A 14,680-nucleotide genomic window follows, 5' to 3' on the forward strand; every position below is an offset into this window, starting at 1 on the left:
TCAGCAGGCGGGGAGCTTGCGCTGCGCCTGCGTCCAGAAGTCCAGCAGCGCGAGGAAGTCCTGCTCCTTCGTCCGGCTGTGGATGATGTAGTCGTAGCTGAAGCGCTCGCTCAGCTCGAGCTCCGCGCTCTGGAGGCGGCGGGCGAGCTCGTCCTCGCTCATCGGGCCGCGGCCGAGCAGGCGCTCGCGCAGGACCTCGATCGAGTCGGGGGCGACGAACATCGTCACGACGCGACCGCGCAGCTCGGGCATGTCCTGGGCGGCGGCGCGGATGCTGCGCACGCCCTGAACGTCGATGTTCATGACGAGATTGGTGTGCGGTAGGCGGTCGACGACGGACGACTTGGGCGTGCCGTAGCGGGCCTTGCGGTGCACCCAGGCCCATTCGAGGAAGCCGCCGGCGGCGAGGCGGGCGTCGAACTCGGCCTCGGAGTAGAAATGGTAGTCGCGGCCGTTGACCTCGTTGGGCCGCGGCGGTCGCGTGGTGGCGGTGACGACGCGCTCGAAGCCGGGCACCTCCGCGACGAGGCGCTCGCACAGCGTGCTTTGCCGGCGCCGGCGGGACCGGCGAGGATCACGAGGGCGTGCGGCAGCGCGGCCATCTCAGTAGGTGAACGCGGCCGCGGCGGTCGCGAGGCCGTAGGCGATCAGGAACGCCCCGAGGGCGCGCGGCCGGGCCGGGCGCTTGAAGAGCCACTCGAAGAAGTCGCGCAGCCGGAACGGCGCCGCGGCGAGGTAGAGGGCGAGCGCGAGCCCGACGTAGACCGCCGTGACCATGAGCAGGCGCGGCGGATGCGTCCATTCCATGTAGGCGGCGTGGAGCAGCGGCTCGGCGACGAGCAGCGCGAGGATGCACAGGCCGCGCACGGCGAGGAAGTCCGGCGCATAGACGAAGGCCAGCACCGCCAGCGCACCGAAGGCGAGCATCACCGGCCACGGGTTCTGGAAGAAGATCAGGTCGGCCTCGCCGAGCTGGGAGAGGCGGAAGAGGAACCAGAGCGCGCCGCCGCCGAAGAAGAGCCAGGCGCCGCGCTGCGAGCGCGGCAGGGCCTTGGCGGTCGAGACGACGCGCGGATCGTTCCACGCCAGCAGGGCGCCGAGGGCGGCGAGGAAGAGACCAGGCAGGAGCGTGGCGAGGAAAAGGGACATCAGGGGAAAGCCACGAAACACACGAAAGACACGAAAAGGGAAAGATTCATTTTCCGGGCGGTTTCGTGTCCGGGGAGGGCGGGGCGCGGCGGCGGCTACCGCTCCACCCCGGCCAGCGCCAGCTCGCCGTAGAGGACGGCGGTGGATGCGCGGTTGATCTTCACCGGCACGAGTTCGCCGATCAGACGCTCGTGCGCGGCGAAGTGCACGATGCGGTTGCCGCGGGTGCGGCCCATGAATTGCACGCCCTTCTTGTCCGGCCCCTCGACCAGCACCTCCTGCGTCGTGCCGAGCAGCGTGGCGTTGCGGCGGTCGGAATTCTGCTCGAGCAGGCGGAGCAGGACCTGGTTGCGCTCCTCCTTCACCTCGTCCGGCACCTGGTCGGCCATGGCGGCGGCGGGCGTGCCGGAGCGGACGGAGTATTTGAAGACGTAGGCCATGTCGTAGTTGCAGGCCTCGAAGAGCGCGCGCGTCTGCTCGAAATCCTCCGCCGTCTCGCCGGGGAAGCCGACGATGATGTCGGTGGAGAAATACATGTCGGGCCGCACGCGGCGCAGGTCGTCGACGATCTGCCGGTAGCGGTCGCGCGAGTAGGGCCGGTTCATCAGCTTCAGGATGCGATCGCTGCCGCTCTGCATGGGCAGGTGGACGTATTCGCAGAGTTTCTCCAGGCGGCCGTAGGCGGCGACGAGGTCGTCCTTGAAGCCGCGCGGGTGCGGCGAGGTGAAGCGGATGCGCTTGAGGCCGGGAATGGCGTTCACGCGCTCGAGCAGCTGCACGAAGGGGCTGATCCCGCCGGTGTGCTCGTAGTCGCGCCGGCCGTAACTGGTCACGATCTGGCCGAGCAGCGTGATCTCGCGCACGCCGCGATCGGCCAGCTCCTCGCACTCGCGCACGATCTCGTCCATCGGCCGCGAGCGCTCGTCGCCGCGGGTCTTCGGCACGATGCAGAACGCGCAGTCCATGTTGCAGCCCTGCTGGATGGAGACGAACGCCGTGACTTGCCGGTCCTCGAGGACGTGTTCGCGAATCGTGTTCTGCGAACCGGCCTCCTCCGCGATGTCGACGATGCGCGTCGGCAGCACGGCGCCGGCGGCCTGGGCGGCGCGGAGGTTGTCGAGGTGATCGGGGACCTGGTGGAATTTCTGCGTGCCGACGATGAGGTCGACGTCCGGCAGCGCGTCGAGCAGCGCGGCGCCGCGGTTCTGCGCCATGCAGCCGAGGATGCCGATGACGAAGCGCGGGTTGCGCTTCTTCTTCTGCGCGAGGTAGCTCGCCTTGCCGATGGCCTTCTGCTCCGCCATGTCGCGCACGCTGCAGGTGTTGAGCAGCATGACGTCGGCGCTGTCCTCGTCCGGCACGATGCGATAGCCCCGGGCGCGCAGCATCGCCGCGACAGCCTCGCTGTCGCGCTCGTTCATCTGGCACCCGTAGGTTTTGATGAAGACGCGGTTCATGCCGGTGAAGGGGCTCTAGCTACCCGCAACCGCCCCGCGGTCAACGCGGGAAACGAACTCGCCTCGCGCGGGTCCAACGAGGAACGTCGCCGCCGCCGGCTCCCGCCCGTCCATGAAACCGCTCCGCGCCCTGCCCTTGCTGACGCTGCTCGCCGCCCCCGCGCTGGCGCAGCCGCCGGCCGCGCCCGCGAAACCGGCCGCCGAGCCCGAGATCGACCTCGACGCGCTCTACCGGCAGGGCAAGCAGCTCTTCGACGACTACGCGCCGCCGGAGGTGAAGCGGGAGTTCTATTTCCCCTCGAAGCAGGAGTGGGACGCCTTCGCCGCCCGCCTCCAGGCCGCGCTCGACCAGAACGACCTGGGCGAGCTCGCCGCCTACGAGCCCGAGGCGCGCGCCGCGCTCAACGCGCTGCGGCTTTTCCCCGACTACGCGGATTATGCCGAGTGGCTCGAGGAGCGGCTCGACTACATCCAGGCCGCCGGCGTCGCCGCCCGGCAGCCCGGCGCCGCGCTCCCGCCGAAGCCGCCGGTGCTCAAGCCTGGCCAGCGGCCGCCGCTCGCGACGCCCGACATCCCCTACTTCAACCTTTGGCTGGCGCGGATGCGCGTGCGGCCGGCGCCGGCGCGCGCCACGGCGCTGCTCCCGGTCGCGCAGGCGGCCTTCGCCGCCGAGGGCGTGCCGGCGGAGCTGGCGTGGCTGGCGGAGGTCGAGTCGACCTTCAACCCCTCCGCCCGCAGCCCGGCCGGCGCGCGGGGGCTGTATCAGTTCATGCCCACGACGGCGAAGGCGCTGGGCCTGAGCACGTGGCTGCCCGACGAGCGGACCGATCCGGCGAAGTCCGCCCGCGCCGCCGCGCGCTACCTCAGGACCCTGCACGGCAAGTTCGGCGACTGGCCGCTCGCGCTCGCCGCCTACAACGCCGGCGAGGGCCGCGTGCGCCGCCTCCTCGCCACGCAAAAGGCCCGCACGTTCGCCGCCATCGCGCCAGGCCTGCCGGCGGAGACGCGCATGTATGTGCCGAAGGTGCTGGCCACCCTGCAGGTGCGCGCCGGCGTCGCCCCGGGCCGCCTCGCGGCACCGCGCGCGGGTTGAGCGGATCCAGAAAGGCCGGCCCACTCGGGCCGGCCCGTTTACGTAACCCAAAGTCGGCTCAAGCCGCCGCGACGCGCTGGCGGCGGCGCCACCAGACGAGGCCGAGCGCGCCGAGGCCGGCGAACGCCGCGTAGGTCGAGGGCTCCGGCACGGCGGAGACGGCGAAGTTGTCGGCATAGACCGAGCCGACGGAGATCGCCGCGCTGAGGTTGCTGTTGCCGAAGACGCCGAAGTTGAAGCCGTTCGCCGTCGTGGTGCCGGACCACTCCGTCACGGGATGGAAGGTCGCCACCGCGTTGAAGGAGCTGCCGTCGAGGCTGTAGGCGGCGGCAAGCGTCTTCGCGCTCGCGTCCCACGCCAGGCGCAGGGTGACGTCGGTGTTGTCGGCGGTGGCGGTGTTCACCGTCGAGAAGCCGTTGCCTTCCGCGCGCACGTAGTTGCCGGTGCTCGTGGCGCTGAGCATGAGCGCGGAGTAGCTGTTGTCGTCGTTGAAGACCTGGATGCCGATGGTGGCGAACTCGCTGCCGGTGGCGCCGGTGAGCGTGTTCGTGACCGACATCGTCATCATCCAGCTGGTGGTGAAGCTGGTGGCCACGACCGACGGGCTGGTGGTGCCGTCGCTGTCCCAGAGGCGGAATTGGTTGCCGAGGCCGGTGGACTTCGAGAAGTCCAACCGGCTGTTGGTAAAGTCGAGCGAGCCCTGGGTCGCGCTGTTCAGGCGGTAGACGTAGTCCCACTTGGCGGTCGAACCAGCGTCGAAATTGTCGGAGCCGACGAACGTCTGGGCCGACAACGAGAGGGCGGAGAGGCAGCATCCCGCGAGGACGCCGAGGAGGTAACGGGTTTTCATAGGCGTGGTGTGTGCCGCCATAGACAATGTCGCGCGCCGCGGCGAACAAGCGCCCGCCCCTAAGGGATTCCCTCATTTTCCGCGCGCGGCGCGGCGGGCGGAGTCAGCGCACGAGGCCCTGCTCGCGTGCCCACACCGCCGCGCGCGCGACCAGCGCGTTCGCGTGCGGCAGCCCGAGCTTGGCCTTGATGTTCTCGCGATGCGTCTCGATGGTCTTATTGCTCACGCCCAAAGCGCTCGCGATCTCCTGGGTCGAACGGCCCTGCCCCAGCTGGGTGAAAACATGGAGCTCGCGCTCGGAGAGCGCGGCGAGCTCGTGCGATGCGCCGTTGACGCGCGCCGGCCGCGGCGTCGCCTCGCGCAGCGTGGCGAGGATCGCCTCCGGCCCGGCGAGCTTGGACACGAAGGCGCTCGCGCCCGCCTGCAGCGCCTTGGGCCGGTAAAGGGCCTCGTCGAGCATCGAGAGCACGAGGATGCGCATGGCCGGCACCTCCTGCCGGAGCTCGCGCACCAGCTTCAGGCCGTCGTCGTCGCGCAGCATCAGGTCGACCACCGCGGCGTCGGGGCGCAGCCGCGCCGCCGCGGCGCGGGCCCCGGCGGCGGTGTCGGTCTCGGCGCAGACCTCCCACGCCGGGTCCTGGTTGAGGACGGCCACGACTCCCGCCCGGAAGAGCGGATGATCATCGACGACGAGCACGCGTTGTTTCACGGAAGCGATGACGGGCACTGGAGCCATTTCTTAGGGGCTGACAAACCCGAACCCGCGGCGCGCCCGCGCCTTTTCACGCCGCGCGCCAGTTCCGCAGGACCTCGCGGCAGGCGAGCCACGCCGCGCCGGCCGCCGTTCCGTCCTCGGCGAGCGCCGCCGCCTCCAGCGCGCCGACCACGGCGAAAATGTCCCGTGCGCCGACCGCCACCGCGCCGCTGCGCAGGTAGTGCGCGTGCCGGCGCAGCGCGGCGAAATCCCCCGCGGCGCACGCCGCCGCCACCGCCGCCTCCCACTCCGGCAGCTCCCGGCCGAACTGCTCGCGCACGATCCGGCGCGCCTCCGGCGCGGCGGCGAAATAGTCGGGCAGGACGCGGGGCACGGCGGCCGAGCGCACCACCGCCGCCCAGAGCTGGTCGAGCGGCACGGGCTTGAGCAGGAACGCCTCGGCGCCGGCCGCGAGCACGCGCGCCCGGTCCGCCGCGGCCGCGTGCGCGCTCACCACGATCACCCGGCACCCCGGCACCGCCGCCTGCAGCCGCGGCAGGAACGCCGCGCTGTCCCCGTCCGCCAGCGCCAGATCCATCAGCACCACGTCGGGCGCCGCCTCGGCCGCCAGCGCCAGCGCCGCCGCGCCGCTGGCCGCCGCCCGGCACACCGCCCCGCGCTCGGTCAGCGCCGCCACGAACAGCTCGCGCATCGCCGGATTGTCCTCGACCACCAGCACGCGCGGGTGCGCGCCGGGCGCCACCGGGGCCGGCGCCACCGTCGCCGTTTCCGGCGCGGCGGCCGCGGACACGCAGACCGACGCCACGAAACGGCTGCCGCTCATGCCGTCGCTCTCGACCGTGAGCTCTCCGCCCATCGCGCGGCAGAGCGCGGCGGCGACCGCCAGGCCCAGCCCGGATCCCTCCTGCGCCGCCGTGCGCTCGAGTCGGGAAAACGCCCGGAAAAGCCGCGCCTGCTGGGCGGGCGGGATGCCCGGCCCCGTGTCGCTGACCGCCAGGTCGACGCGCCAGCGCCCGTCCGGCTGCAGCCGCGCGGCACCGTCGACCCGCACCCGGCCGCGCGCGGTGAACTTCACCGCGTTGCCGAGCAGGTTGATCAGCACCTGCCGCAGCCGGGCCTCGTCGACCTCGATCCAGTCCGGCCCCCGGCGTCGAACCCGCACTCGAACGCGAGCCCCTTCGCCTCCGCGCGGCCCCGGAATCCCTCCGCGGTGTCGCGCACGACGCGCGCCAGCGCGACCGGCCGAGGCGCGAGCTGGAACGCGCCGGCCTCGACCGCGCTGAGGTCGATCAGGTCGTTGACCAGCCGCAGCATCAGCTCGCCCTGCTGGCGCAGCGCCGCGAGATGGCTGGCGCGCTCCCCGCCGCGACGTCGCGCTCGAGCAGTTCGCCGTAGCCGAGGATGTTCTGCAGCGGCGTGCGGAGCTCGTGGCTCACGTTGGCGAGGAAGGCGCTCTTGATGCGGTTGCCCGTCGCCGCCGCCTCGGCGTCCCGCCGCGCGATCTCGCGCTCGCGGCCGCCCTGGCGCTGCACCAGCAACAGGCCCAGCAGGACGATGCCCAGCGCCGTCACCAGGAACGGCGCCGCGCGCCACCGCCGCTCGACGCTCAGGTAATACTCCCGCCGCACGCAGTCCAGCCAGCCGAGCATCACCCCGTCTTGGCCCACGATCGGCGCCCGGCAGTAATACCGGTAGCCGATCTCGTGCACGTGCGAGGATTCGACGTAGGGTTCCCTCGCGTTCCAGCGGGCGATGTCCTCCGGCGTCGCCCGGCGGAGCAAGTCGACCTCGCCGGCGTGCGCCGGGCGGTCGGACGAGAGCACGGCGACCAGCCAGCCGTCGTGGATGACGATCAGGCGCGCCGCCTCGAGGAACGGCGTGGCGAGCACGACCTGCGCCAGGCGGCGCTGCGCGCCGACGGCCACTCCGGTGGCGAGCCACGGCGAATGGGCGGCGGTCGGCTCGTTCTCGCGCGTGCGGGTCTCGATCGTGAACGCCGGATCGGCGAAGGGCGCGAGGAGCGCGGGATCGAACAGGTTCGCCTGCGCCGCCGCCATGCGCAGGCGGTTCTGCTGGATCTCCCGGCGGTTGTCGCGTCCGGTCTGGAGGCTGAACGCCATCCCCGCCGCCAGCCAGAGGAGGGCGGCGATCGCGGCCCGCCGGATGTCGCGCCGGAGGGCCGGCACCGTCTCCGGGTGCTGTCGCGCCCACAGGCCGGCCAGCAGGCTGGCGAACACCCAGGCGCCCAGCGCGAGTTGGAACGCCGCCGCCGCCAGCCCCATCGGCGTCGGCGGCCCCGAGCGCTGCAGCGTGCCCGTGAGCGCGGCGACCGGACCGACCGTCGACACCCACGGCAGCACCATCGCGCCCGCCAGGCCGACGCGAGCCCGCCACCGGTCCCGCGTGGCCGGCCAGAGCGCCACTCCCGCCGCCGCCGTGAGCACGCCGAGCAGCACGCCGCCGCGCACCGGCTCCGCCGCGTGCAGGACGGCGGTCGCGAGCAGCAGCGCGCCCGCGAGGCCGCGCCAGCCGCGCCGGTTCCCCGCCGCCGCCACGCCCCAGCCCGCCGCCATCGCCGCCAGGGCGGTGCCCATCAGCACGTCGCCCAGCCAGTAGGGATCGACCAGCGCCGGCCGGTAGATGCCCACCGAGCCCGGCACCAGCCGGTCCTGGAAGAAGTCGAAGGTCGGGTTGAAGATGCCGAACTGGATCAGCGCCGTGCCGATCGCCGCGGCGGCCGCCGCCGGGAACCACTGCCACTCCGCCGCGCGGCGCGGATGCCGCAGCCACGAGATCAGCGCCAGGCTCCAGCAGAGCAGCGAGAAGAACCAGAGAAAATCCTGGTGCACGCTCCAGCTGCCCAGCCAGGTCGCCGCGTCGTAGGCCTGCTGCGGATTCTCCATCGGGCCGCCGAGCTTGCGGGGCGGACGGCGGTGCTCAAGCCGCAAGCGCACCGGGCTGATTCGGGATTGTCAGCGCGCGAAACGCTCTCGAATCATGCGCCCGATGTTTGCCGTCCGCCTCCTGCTGCTTCTCCTGCTCGGCGGCCTCGCCGCCCGCGCGGCGGAGGTCGAGGCCCTGCTCATCGTCATGGGCGACCAGCACTCGGCCTACGAGCGCACCGCGCAGTTCGTCGCGCTCGTCGACCGCCTGCGCCTGAGAAACCCCGAGCTGCCCATCGCCGTGCTGCTCGACGGCGACACCCAGGAATACGGCAACGTCATCGCCCGCCGCTCGCACGGCGCGATCGACTTCGAGATGTTCCGCGCCCTCGCCGGCCGCGTGCCGACCTTCCTCAACCTCGGCAACCACGACCCGGAATTCTACGACGTCGCCGAGACGGTGAAGCGCGTGCGCGAGACCGGCGTGGTGCCGATCAGCAACCTGCGCGACCGCGCCACGGGCCGGTATTTCACCGACCCCGCCGTCGCGCTGAAGCTCGGCCGCATCGACACCGTGCTCGTCGGCCTCACCACCGACCACCTCGCCACCTACCGTGTGCCGGTCCGCCCGACCATCCAGCCGCGCGACCCGGTGGCGTGGGGCCGCGACAACCTGCCCCGCCTCGCGCAGCAGGGGCCGCTCATCGTGCTCAGCCACGCCGGCCTCGACGCCGACCGCGAGCTGCTGAAGGTCGTGCCCGACGGCACGCTCTTCGCCGGCGCGCACGATCACCTGCGCTTCGTGCACCGCCAGGGCCGCACCGTCTACTTCCACAGCGGGAGCTGGAACAGCCACGCCTCGCTGGTGTGGCTGCGGCAGGGCCTCGGCGGCTCGCTCCACTGGACCGTCGAGCAGGTCGAGCTCTCCGAGAAGGGCGCCGCCGACGTGCCGCTGGCGGAGTTCATCGAGCAGACGCGCCGGCAGTTCCTCACGCCCGAGGACCTCGCTCCGGTGGGCCACCTCCACACCGCCCTGACGCCCAGCAACGCCGCGCGCTTCGTCGCCGCCGCGCTGCGCCACGCCGCGAACGTCGACGCCGCCTTCATCGGCAACACCACCTTCGGCGGCGGCCTGCCCGCGGGGAACGTCTCGCGCCTCGCCTTCGACGCCTGCGTGCGCTTCGACGGCGCCATCTTCGTCACCGAGATCGACGGCGTGCGCCTGCGCGAGCTCGTCGCCCGCGCCAACCAGAACGCGAGCACGCCGTTCGCCGAGCGGCAGGGCGATTTCCTCGTCGCCGCCGCGCCGGAGATGATCGCGCCCGACCGCCGCTACCGCATCGCGACGACCGACTGGGGCGCGCGCAATTCCGAGCGCTACTTCGGCTCGGCCGAACTCGGCTGGCAGGAACTGCCCGGGCTGAAGCTGAAGGCCGCCGCCCAGGCCGCGCTGCAGCGCTGAGCGCGGCCCCGCGCGCTCACGGCGCCTCGATGTAGCCGTGCTTGATCGCGTAGTGCACGAGCTCGGCGGGCTCCTGCAGGCGGAGCTTCTCCTTCAGCACCGTGAGGTGGTTCTGCACCGTCTTGGCGCTGACGCCCAGGCGCTCGGCCAGCGCCTTCGGGTTCTCGCCGCGGGCGAAGCCGCGCAGGACCTCGCGCTCGCGCGGCGTGAGGGCGGCGCCGACCGCCCGGCTCTCGTCCACCATGCGGTCGACGAGCAGCCGCGCGCTGTGGGGACAGTAATACGTCTCGCCCGCCAGCACGCGCCGGATCGCCTCGCGCAGCGTGGCGAGGTCCGAGCGCTTCAGCACGAAGCCGTGCACGCCCAGCCCGACCGCCTCGCGCACCAGATGGCCCTGCTCGTTGGACGAGATCACCAGCCAGCGCGTCCGCGGCAGCGACGGGCCCAGCGCGCGCACGAGATCGAAGCCGCGGCCGTCGGGCAGCATCCAGTCGACGACGGCCAGGTCGGGCTTCTCCCGCGCCAGCACCGCCGCGCCCTCGGCCACCGTGGTGCAATCGCCCGCGAGCTCGAGCTGCAGGTCGTCCCGCACGAGGTGCGCGAGCAGCTGGCGGACGAGCGTGTGGTCCTCCACGAGCACGATACGGGGAATCTGGGGAACGGCGGACATGGCAACGAATCTAGCGCGCCCGGCGCGCAGTGTGCCCGGGCGAATCGGAAATAGAAGCGGGAAAAATGCCCGGGCGGCCGTCGCCCCCGCCCGCGCGCCGCGCCGCCGGGACGTGGCAGACTGGGCGCGCCATGAAAACACACCCTGCGCACTCATCGCGCTTCCGGTCGCGCTCGCGCTCGCCGCGCTCCCGACCCGCGGCGCCGAGAAAACCGTCGCCGAACTCGAGAAGGAACTCGCCGTCGCCAAAGCCGAACTCGCCGTCCTCAAGGCCGAGACCGACCTCGCCGCCAAGAAGGCCGCCCTGAAATCGCTCCAGGACGGCCCGGGCGCCACCGGCGCCGAACCAGCCGCGGAGAGCGGTCCCGAGGAGGCGCCGCCGCCGAAAAGGCCGGGCCGGCGGCCCCGCCGGTCACCGCCACAACCGAGGACCTGCAGAAGTATCTGCCGGCCTCGTTCACGTGGCGCCAAGTCGAGAAGTCCGGCACCGACCTCCTCTGGCATGCCGGCACCCGCGTCGTCGCGCCCTACACCATCGACCCCGCGACCAAGGAGCTGAAGACCGACGGCACGCGCCTCGGCGGCTACCTCGAGCTGCTGTATTCCAACACCTGGGCCTGGCAGCCCGATGGCGCCGCCGCCTCCATCGCCTACGGCGCCGATCCCGCGCTGCCCGGCGGCAGCCAATGGAACGGCAGCTGGAAGAACACCAAGCTCCTCAGCGATTCCGACGCCGTGCTGGTCACGCCCGGCCAGTGGTTCACCGACCCGGACGACACCGTCGACTACACCGCCCGCGTCTCCCTCGAGTTCGCCAACGGCGCCGAGCGCAGCGCCGCGACCGTCACCGGCTCCGGCAACTTCAGCGGCGAGGTCGCCGTCGGCGCGCACTTCCTCCAGGGCTACGCCAAGAACACGCTCTTCACCCTCGGCGTGGGCGGCGCCGTCGGCGCCACCACGGACCGCGAAGCGCGCCGCGTGCACCCGCGCTACTTCGCCGGCCTCGTCGGCAAGCTCAGCCGCGTCGTCGACGTCGACGGCAAAGGCAAGAAGCGCCTCGCCCTCGCCCACCTCGGCCTCGGCTACGCGCAGGTCGACAACGTCCAGTTCGATCCCGCCGACGCCACGAAGACCCACCTGCTCTTCGACGGCCCCGTGCCGCGCTACCGCCATTCGCGTGGCCCCGCGCTCGAGCTCGAGCTCTTCTACCCCATCTCCGACGCCAACTACGCCTACCTCGGCGCGCGCGTCTACGATCGCACCGATCCCGGCCAGTGGTCCCTGACCCTCGGCTACTCCTTCGACCTCGTCCAGTTCCTCGGCGGCTTCCAATCCAAGTCCAACGCCGCCGAACCCACAACCGCCAAGGGCGCCGAGGCCAAGAAATGACCGCCCGCGCCATTGACCCCGCCCGGCGCCGGTGAATCATCGGCGCCGGGCCGTCTCAGTGAATACCCCTCCTCCGCGCCACCGTGTCCGCCGTGGCTGCCGCCGTGCCCGCCGCACGGCCGCCGGGAACCCGCACCCCGCGTTCCGCACCTAGCGACTGCGCGTCCGTCCTTTGCCCATGTCCACCGCGCTGCGCCTGCTCGACCAAGCGACCACGCATCAGGACTACCTGTGGTTCCTCGCCGTCCTCGCCTGGGCCGGCGTCGCTGCCGGCTTCGGGCGGCGCGGCGAGGCCCGCCTTCAGCCGTGGCTCGCCGCCTGGGCGGTGGCCAACGTGTTCTCCGCCGGCATCGAATTGGCGCTGCTCTCGGTGCACGACCGCACGGACCAATACTGGATCTGGGACCGCCTGATGTCCGCCGCACTCGGCGCCTCCACCGGAACGCTGCTCTGGGGCGCCGCGGCGCCGTGGTTCGGCTCCCGGCAGCGGCTCGCCTTCCTCGCCGCGACGGTCGCCGCGGCGGCGCTGACCCTGGCGCGCAACGCCTGGCCGGTCGCCGGCGGCCTGGCCGTCGCCCTCGCCGCCGCCCTGGCGCTGCGCGCGCTCGCCCGCGTGCCGCGCGCGGCCGGAAAACCGGACGGGGCCGTCCCCAACCTGACGGCAGCGATGACGGTGTTTGTTTTCTGGCCGCTGCTGGCCACGCACGGGCCGCTGGCCCACGCCACCGGGCCGGGGCGCATCGGCGAGGACTACTCCCGCTTCGCCCTCGTCGCCGCCGGCGTCCTCGCCGCCGCGGGCATCCTCGCCGCCCGCTCGATCTGGCGCGCCCGGCTGCCCGCCCCGGCGGAATTCGCGCCCAATCTGCATCGGCACCTCCGCTGGCTCGGCATCTGGCTCGTCGCCGGCTTCGCCCTCATGGTGTTGAGCGGCGCGATCGCCCGCCGCGAATACGAGGCCGGCCTGCGCGCGCGGGTGCGCACGGCCGCGCAGGCGCTCGATCCCTCGCTCCTCATGCGCGCCATGGGGCCGGAATTGCGCACCGGCACCTTCGAGTGGCGGCGCGCGCCGAGCGGAACGGCCGTCGAGGTCATGCTCACCCCCACCGCGGGCCGGCCGGAATTCGTCACCCTGCGCGACACCCTCGCGCGCCTCCAGGCCGTGAATCCCGACCTGCGCTACGCCTACCTGGTCACGCTGCGCGGACAGCGCGTCGTCTCGGTGATGACCGGCGGCAATCCCCAGCCTACGCTCCCGCGCCTGCTGGTGCTGCGCCGCGCCGGACCGGACGACATCGCCATGCTGCACCGCCGCGAGGCCGTGATCGTCGGGCCGACGAAGGACATCTTCGGCGAACGCGTTTCCGCGCAGTGCGCGGTGCACGGCCCGGACGGCGGCCCGGCGCTCGGCTGGCTGGTGTTCGACGTCGCTTCGTCGCGCTGGCTCGCGGTGTTCGCCCAGGCCCGGCTGCAGACGATGGGCATCGTGGCCGTCGGCGTGCTGCTCTGGGCGATGGTCCTCGCGAACGACCGGCGCCGCCTCTTCTCCGAGGCCGCGGCCCGCCGCGCCGCCGCGGCGATCGAGGCCGACCGCCTGAAGAGCGCCTTCCTCGCGACCGTGAGCCACGAGCTGCGCACGCCGATCCAAAGCGTGCTGGGCTACGCGGAATTGCTGGCCGGCGAAAAACTCCCGCCCGGGGCCGCGCAGTGGGTGGCCGCGCTGCGCTCGCACGGCCAGACCATGCACCAGCTGGTCAACGACCTGATCGACACCGGCGCGCTGCAGTCGGGCGTCTTCCGCCTGCACCCGCGGCCCGCCGCGCTGCGCGGCATCGTGGAGGACGCCGTCGCGGCGGTGCGGCCGGCCGCGCTGGGCAAGGGCCTGCACCTGCATTGGGAGTTCGACGAGGCGCTGCCCGCGACGGTGCGGTGCGACGCGGTGCGCGTGCGGCAGATCCTGCTCAACCTGCTGGCCAACGCGGTGAAGTTCACCGCCGCCGGCGAAGTGCGGCTGCGCGCGCGCGTCGCCCCCGGTCCCGCCGGCGGCGTGGAATTCACCGTCAGCGACACCGGGCCCGGCATCCCGCCCGAGCACCGCGCGTCCCTGTTCCAGCCCTTCGCCCGGCTCGGCGCGGCCGACGGCGTGGAGGGGACCGGGTTGGGCCTGGCGCTCGTCGCCCGCCTGAGCACCTCGATGGGCGGCGGCGTGCGTTACGACGACGGCGCCACCGGGGCGACCTTCGTCGTCACCCTGCCGCTGCCGGCGGCGGAGTCGGGCCGCACGCCGGCCCCGAGCGAAGCCGACGCGGCTTCGGTCGCCTGGGAGGGGCTGGAAGTCCTCGTGGCCGAGGACAACGCCCTGGTGCGCGAGCTGCTCGCGGCCTTTCTCCGCCGGCACGGCGCGCACGTCACCGCGGTGCCCGACGGCGAGGCCGCCCTCGCCGCGGCGCGGCGCCAGCCCTTCACCGTGATCCTGCTGGACTGGATGATGCCGGGCGTCGACGGCCTCTCCGCCGCCCGCGCCCTGCGCGCGCAGGCGCCGTCGGGCCAGCCGCCCTTCATCATCGGCCTCAGCGCCCACGCCGGCGGCGCCGCGCTCGCCGAGGCCCATGCGGCCGGGATGAACGTGTTCCTCGCCAAGCCCGTCGACCTCGCGACGCTGGCGCACACGATCGCCCAGGTCCCGGGCGTGAAGCCGCTGCCGCACCTCCGCCTCGCGGGCGACGCGGCGCTCTTCGCCACGCTCCAGGCACGCTTCTCGCTCGAGCTGCCGGGCCTGGTCGACGACCTCGCCGCCAGCGCCCGGGCGCGCGACTGGCCGCGGCTGCGCGCCCGCACCCACTACCTGAAGAACAGCGCCGACCTCGTGGGCGCCCGCGCGCTCGGCGCGGCGTGCCAGCGCGTGCTGGATCACGACGCCCACCCGGACGACGCGGAGTTCGACGCCCTCGCCGCGCACCTCGCCGCGATCGCCCGCCAGCCTTTCGCCCCCTCGGACGAATCAAACCCATAACCT

General features: G+C 72.9%; 13 protein-coding genes. 5 read left to right on the forward strand and 8 right to left on the reverse strand.

Annotated elements, in window-relative coordinates; translation table 11 throughout:
- From ACMYLB_RS00880 to miaB, 3 genes are all read right to left on the reverse strand, one after another.
- Nucleotides 1-516, reverse strand: a complete 516-nt coding sequence (locus ACMYLB_RS00880) for a guanylate kinase (protein ID WP_415909105.1) — start codon at nucleotides 514-516, stop codon at nucleotides 1-3.
- An 87-nt stretch (nucleotides 517-603) separates the two neighbouring features.
- Entirely contained in the window at nucleotides 604-1,149 is a 546-nt protein-coding gene (locus tag ACMYLB_RS00885) for a hypothetical protein (protein ID WP_415909106.1), read from the reverse strand.
- Between the two features lie 95 nt (nucleotides 1,150-1,244).
- Entirely contained in the window at nucleotides 1,245-2,606 is a 1,362-nt protein-coding gene (miaB, locus tag ACMYLB_RS00890) for a tRNA (N6-isopentenyl adenosine(37)-C2)-methylthiotransferase MiaB (protein WP_415909107.1), read from the reverse strand.
- 112 nt (nucleotides 2,607-2,718) lie between these two features.
- Here miaB and ACMYLB_RS00895 point away from each other — a divergent pair, with 112 nt between their 5' ends.
- Entirely contained in the window at nucleotides 2,719-3,699 is a 981-nt protein-coding gene (locus ACMYLB_RS00895) for a lytic transglycosylase domain-containing protein (RefSeq protein WP_415909108.1), read from the forward strand.
- A 58-nt stretch (nucleotides 3,700-3,757) separates the two neighbouring features.
- On the opposite strand, the gene ACMYLB_RS00900 is transcribed toward ACMYLB_RS00895, so the two are convergent.
- From ACMYLB_RS00900 to ACMYLB_RS00915, 4 genes are all read right to left on the reverse strand, one after another.
- Entirely contained in the window at nucleotides 3,758-4,549 is a 792-nt protein-coding gene (locus ACMYLB_RS00900; RefSeq protein WP_415909109.1) for a PEP-CTERM sorting domain-containing protein, read from the reverse strand.
- 103 nt (nucleotides 4,550-4,652) lie between these two features.
- Entirely contained in the window at nucleotides 4,653-5,285 is a 633-nt protein-coding gene (locus tag ACMYLB_RS00905; protein ID WP_415909110.1) for a response regulator, read from the reverse strand.
- A 46-nt stretch (nucleotides 5,286-5,331) separates the two neighbouring features.
- Nucleotides 5,332-6,426, reverse strand: a complete 1,095-nt coding sequence (locus ACMYLB_RS00910; protein WP_415909111.1) for an ATP-binding protein — start codon at nucleotides 6,424-6,426, stop codon at nucleotides 5,332-5,334.
- A 151-nt stretch (nucleotides 6,427-6,577) separates the two neighbouring features.
- Entirely contained in the window at nucleotides 6,578-8,167 is a 1,590-nt protein-coding gene (locus ACMYLB_RS00915) for a histidine kinase dimerization/phospho-acceptor domain-containing protein (RefSeq protein ID WP_415909112.1), read from the reverse strand.
- A 103-nt stretch (nucleotides 8,168-8,270) separates the two neighbouring features.
- Here ACMYLB_RS00915 and ACMYLB_RS00920 point away from each other — a divergent pair, with 103 nt between their 5' ends.
- Nucleotides 8,271-9,608 carry a metallophosphoesterase gene (locus tag ACMYLB_RS00920; RefSeq protein ID WP_415909113.1) on the forward strand — a complete coding sequence of 446 codons (1,338 nt, stop codon included), beginning with the start codon at nucleotides 8,271-8,273 and terminating at the stop codon, nucleotides 9,606-9,608.
- 16 nt (nucleotides 9,609-9,624) lie between these two features.
- On the opposite strand, the gene ACMYLB_RS00925 is transcribed toward ACMYLB_RS00920, so the two are convergent.
- Complete coding sequence (locus ACMYLB_RS00925) at nucleotides 9,625-10,278, reverse strand: response regulator (RefSeq protein WP_415909114.1); 654 nt, start codon at nucleotides 10,276-10,278, stop codon at nucleotides 9,625-9,627.
- Nucleotides 10,279-10,390: 112 nt separating this feature from the next.
- On the opposite strand from ACMYLB_RS00925, the gene ACMYLB_RS00930 reads away from it, so the two are divergent.
- The 3 genes from ACMYLB_RS00930 to ACMYLB_RS00940 all read left to right on the forward strand — a co-directional run bounded on the left by ACMYLB_RS00930 (nucleotide 10,391) and on the right by ACMYLB_RS00940 (nucleotide 14,677).
- A complete protein-coding gene (locus ACMYLB_RS00930) occupies nucleotides 10,391-10,837 on the forward strand; it encodes a hypothetical protein (RefSeq protein ID WP_415909115.1) in 447 nt (148 codons plus the stop codon).
- Between the two features lie 176 nt (nucleotides 10,838-11,013).
- Entirely contained in the window at nucleotides 11,014-11,667 is a 654-nt protein-coding gene (locus tag ACMYLB_RS00935; RefSeq protein ID WP_415909116.1) for a hypothetical protein, read from the forward strand.
- Between the two features lie 178 nt (nucleotides 11,668-11,845).
- Nucleotides 11,846-14,677: an ATP-binding protein gene (locus tag ACMYLB_RS00940; protein WP_415909117.1), complete on the forward strand. Its 2,832-nt coding sequence runs from the start codon at nucleotides 11,846-11,848 to the stop codon at nucleotides 14,675-14,677.
- The last annotated feature ends 3 nt before the right edge of the window (nucleotides 14,678-14,680 follow it).

The sequence above is a fragment of the Oleiharenicola sp. Vm1 genome, assembly GCF_047777955.1.
GTDB lineage: Bacteria > Verrucomicrobiota > Verrucomicrobiia > Opitutales > Opitutaceae > Didemnitutus.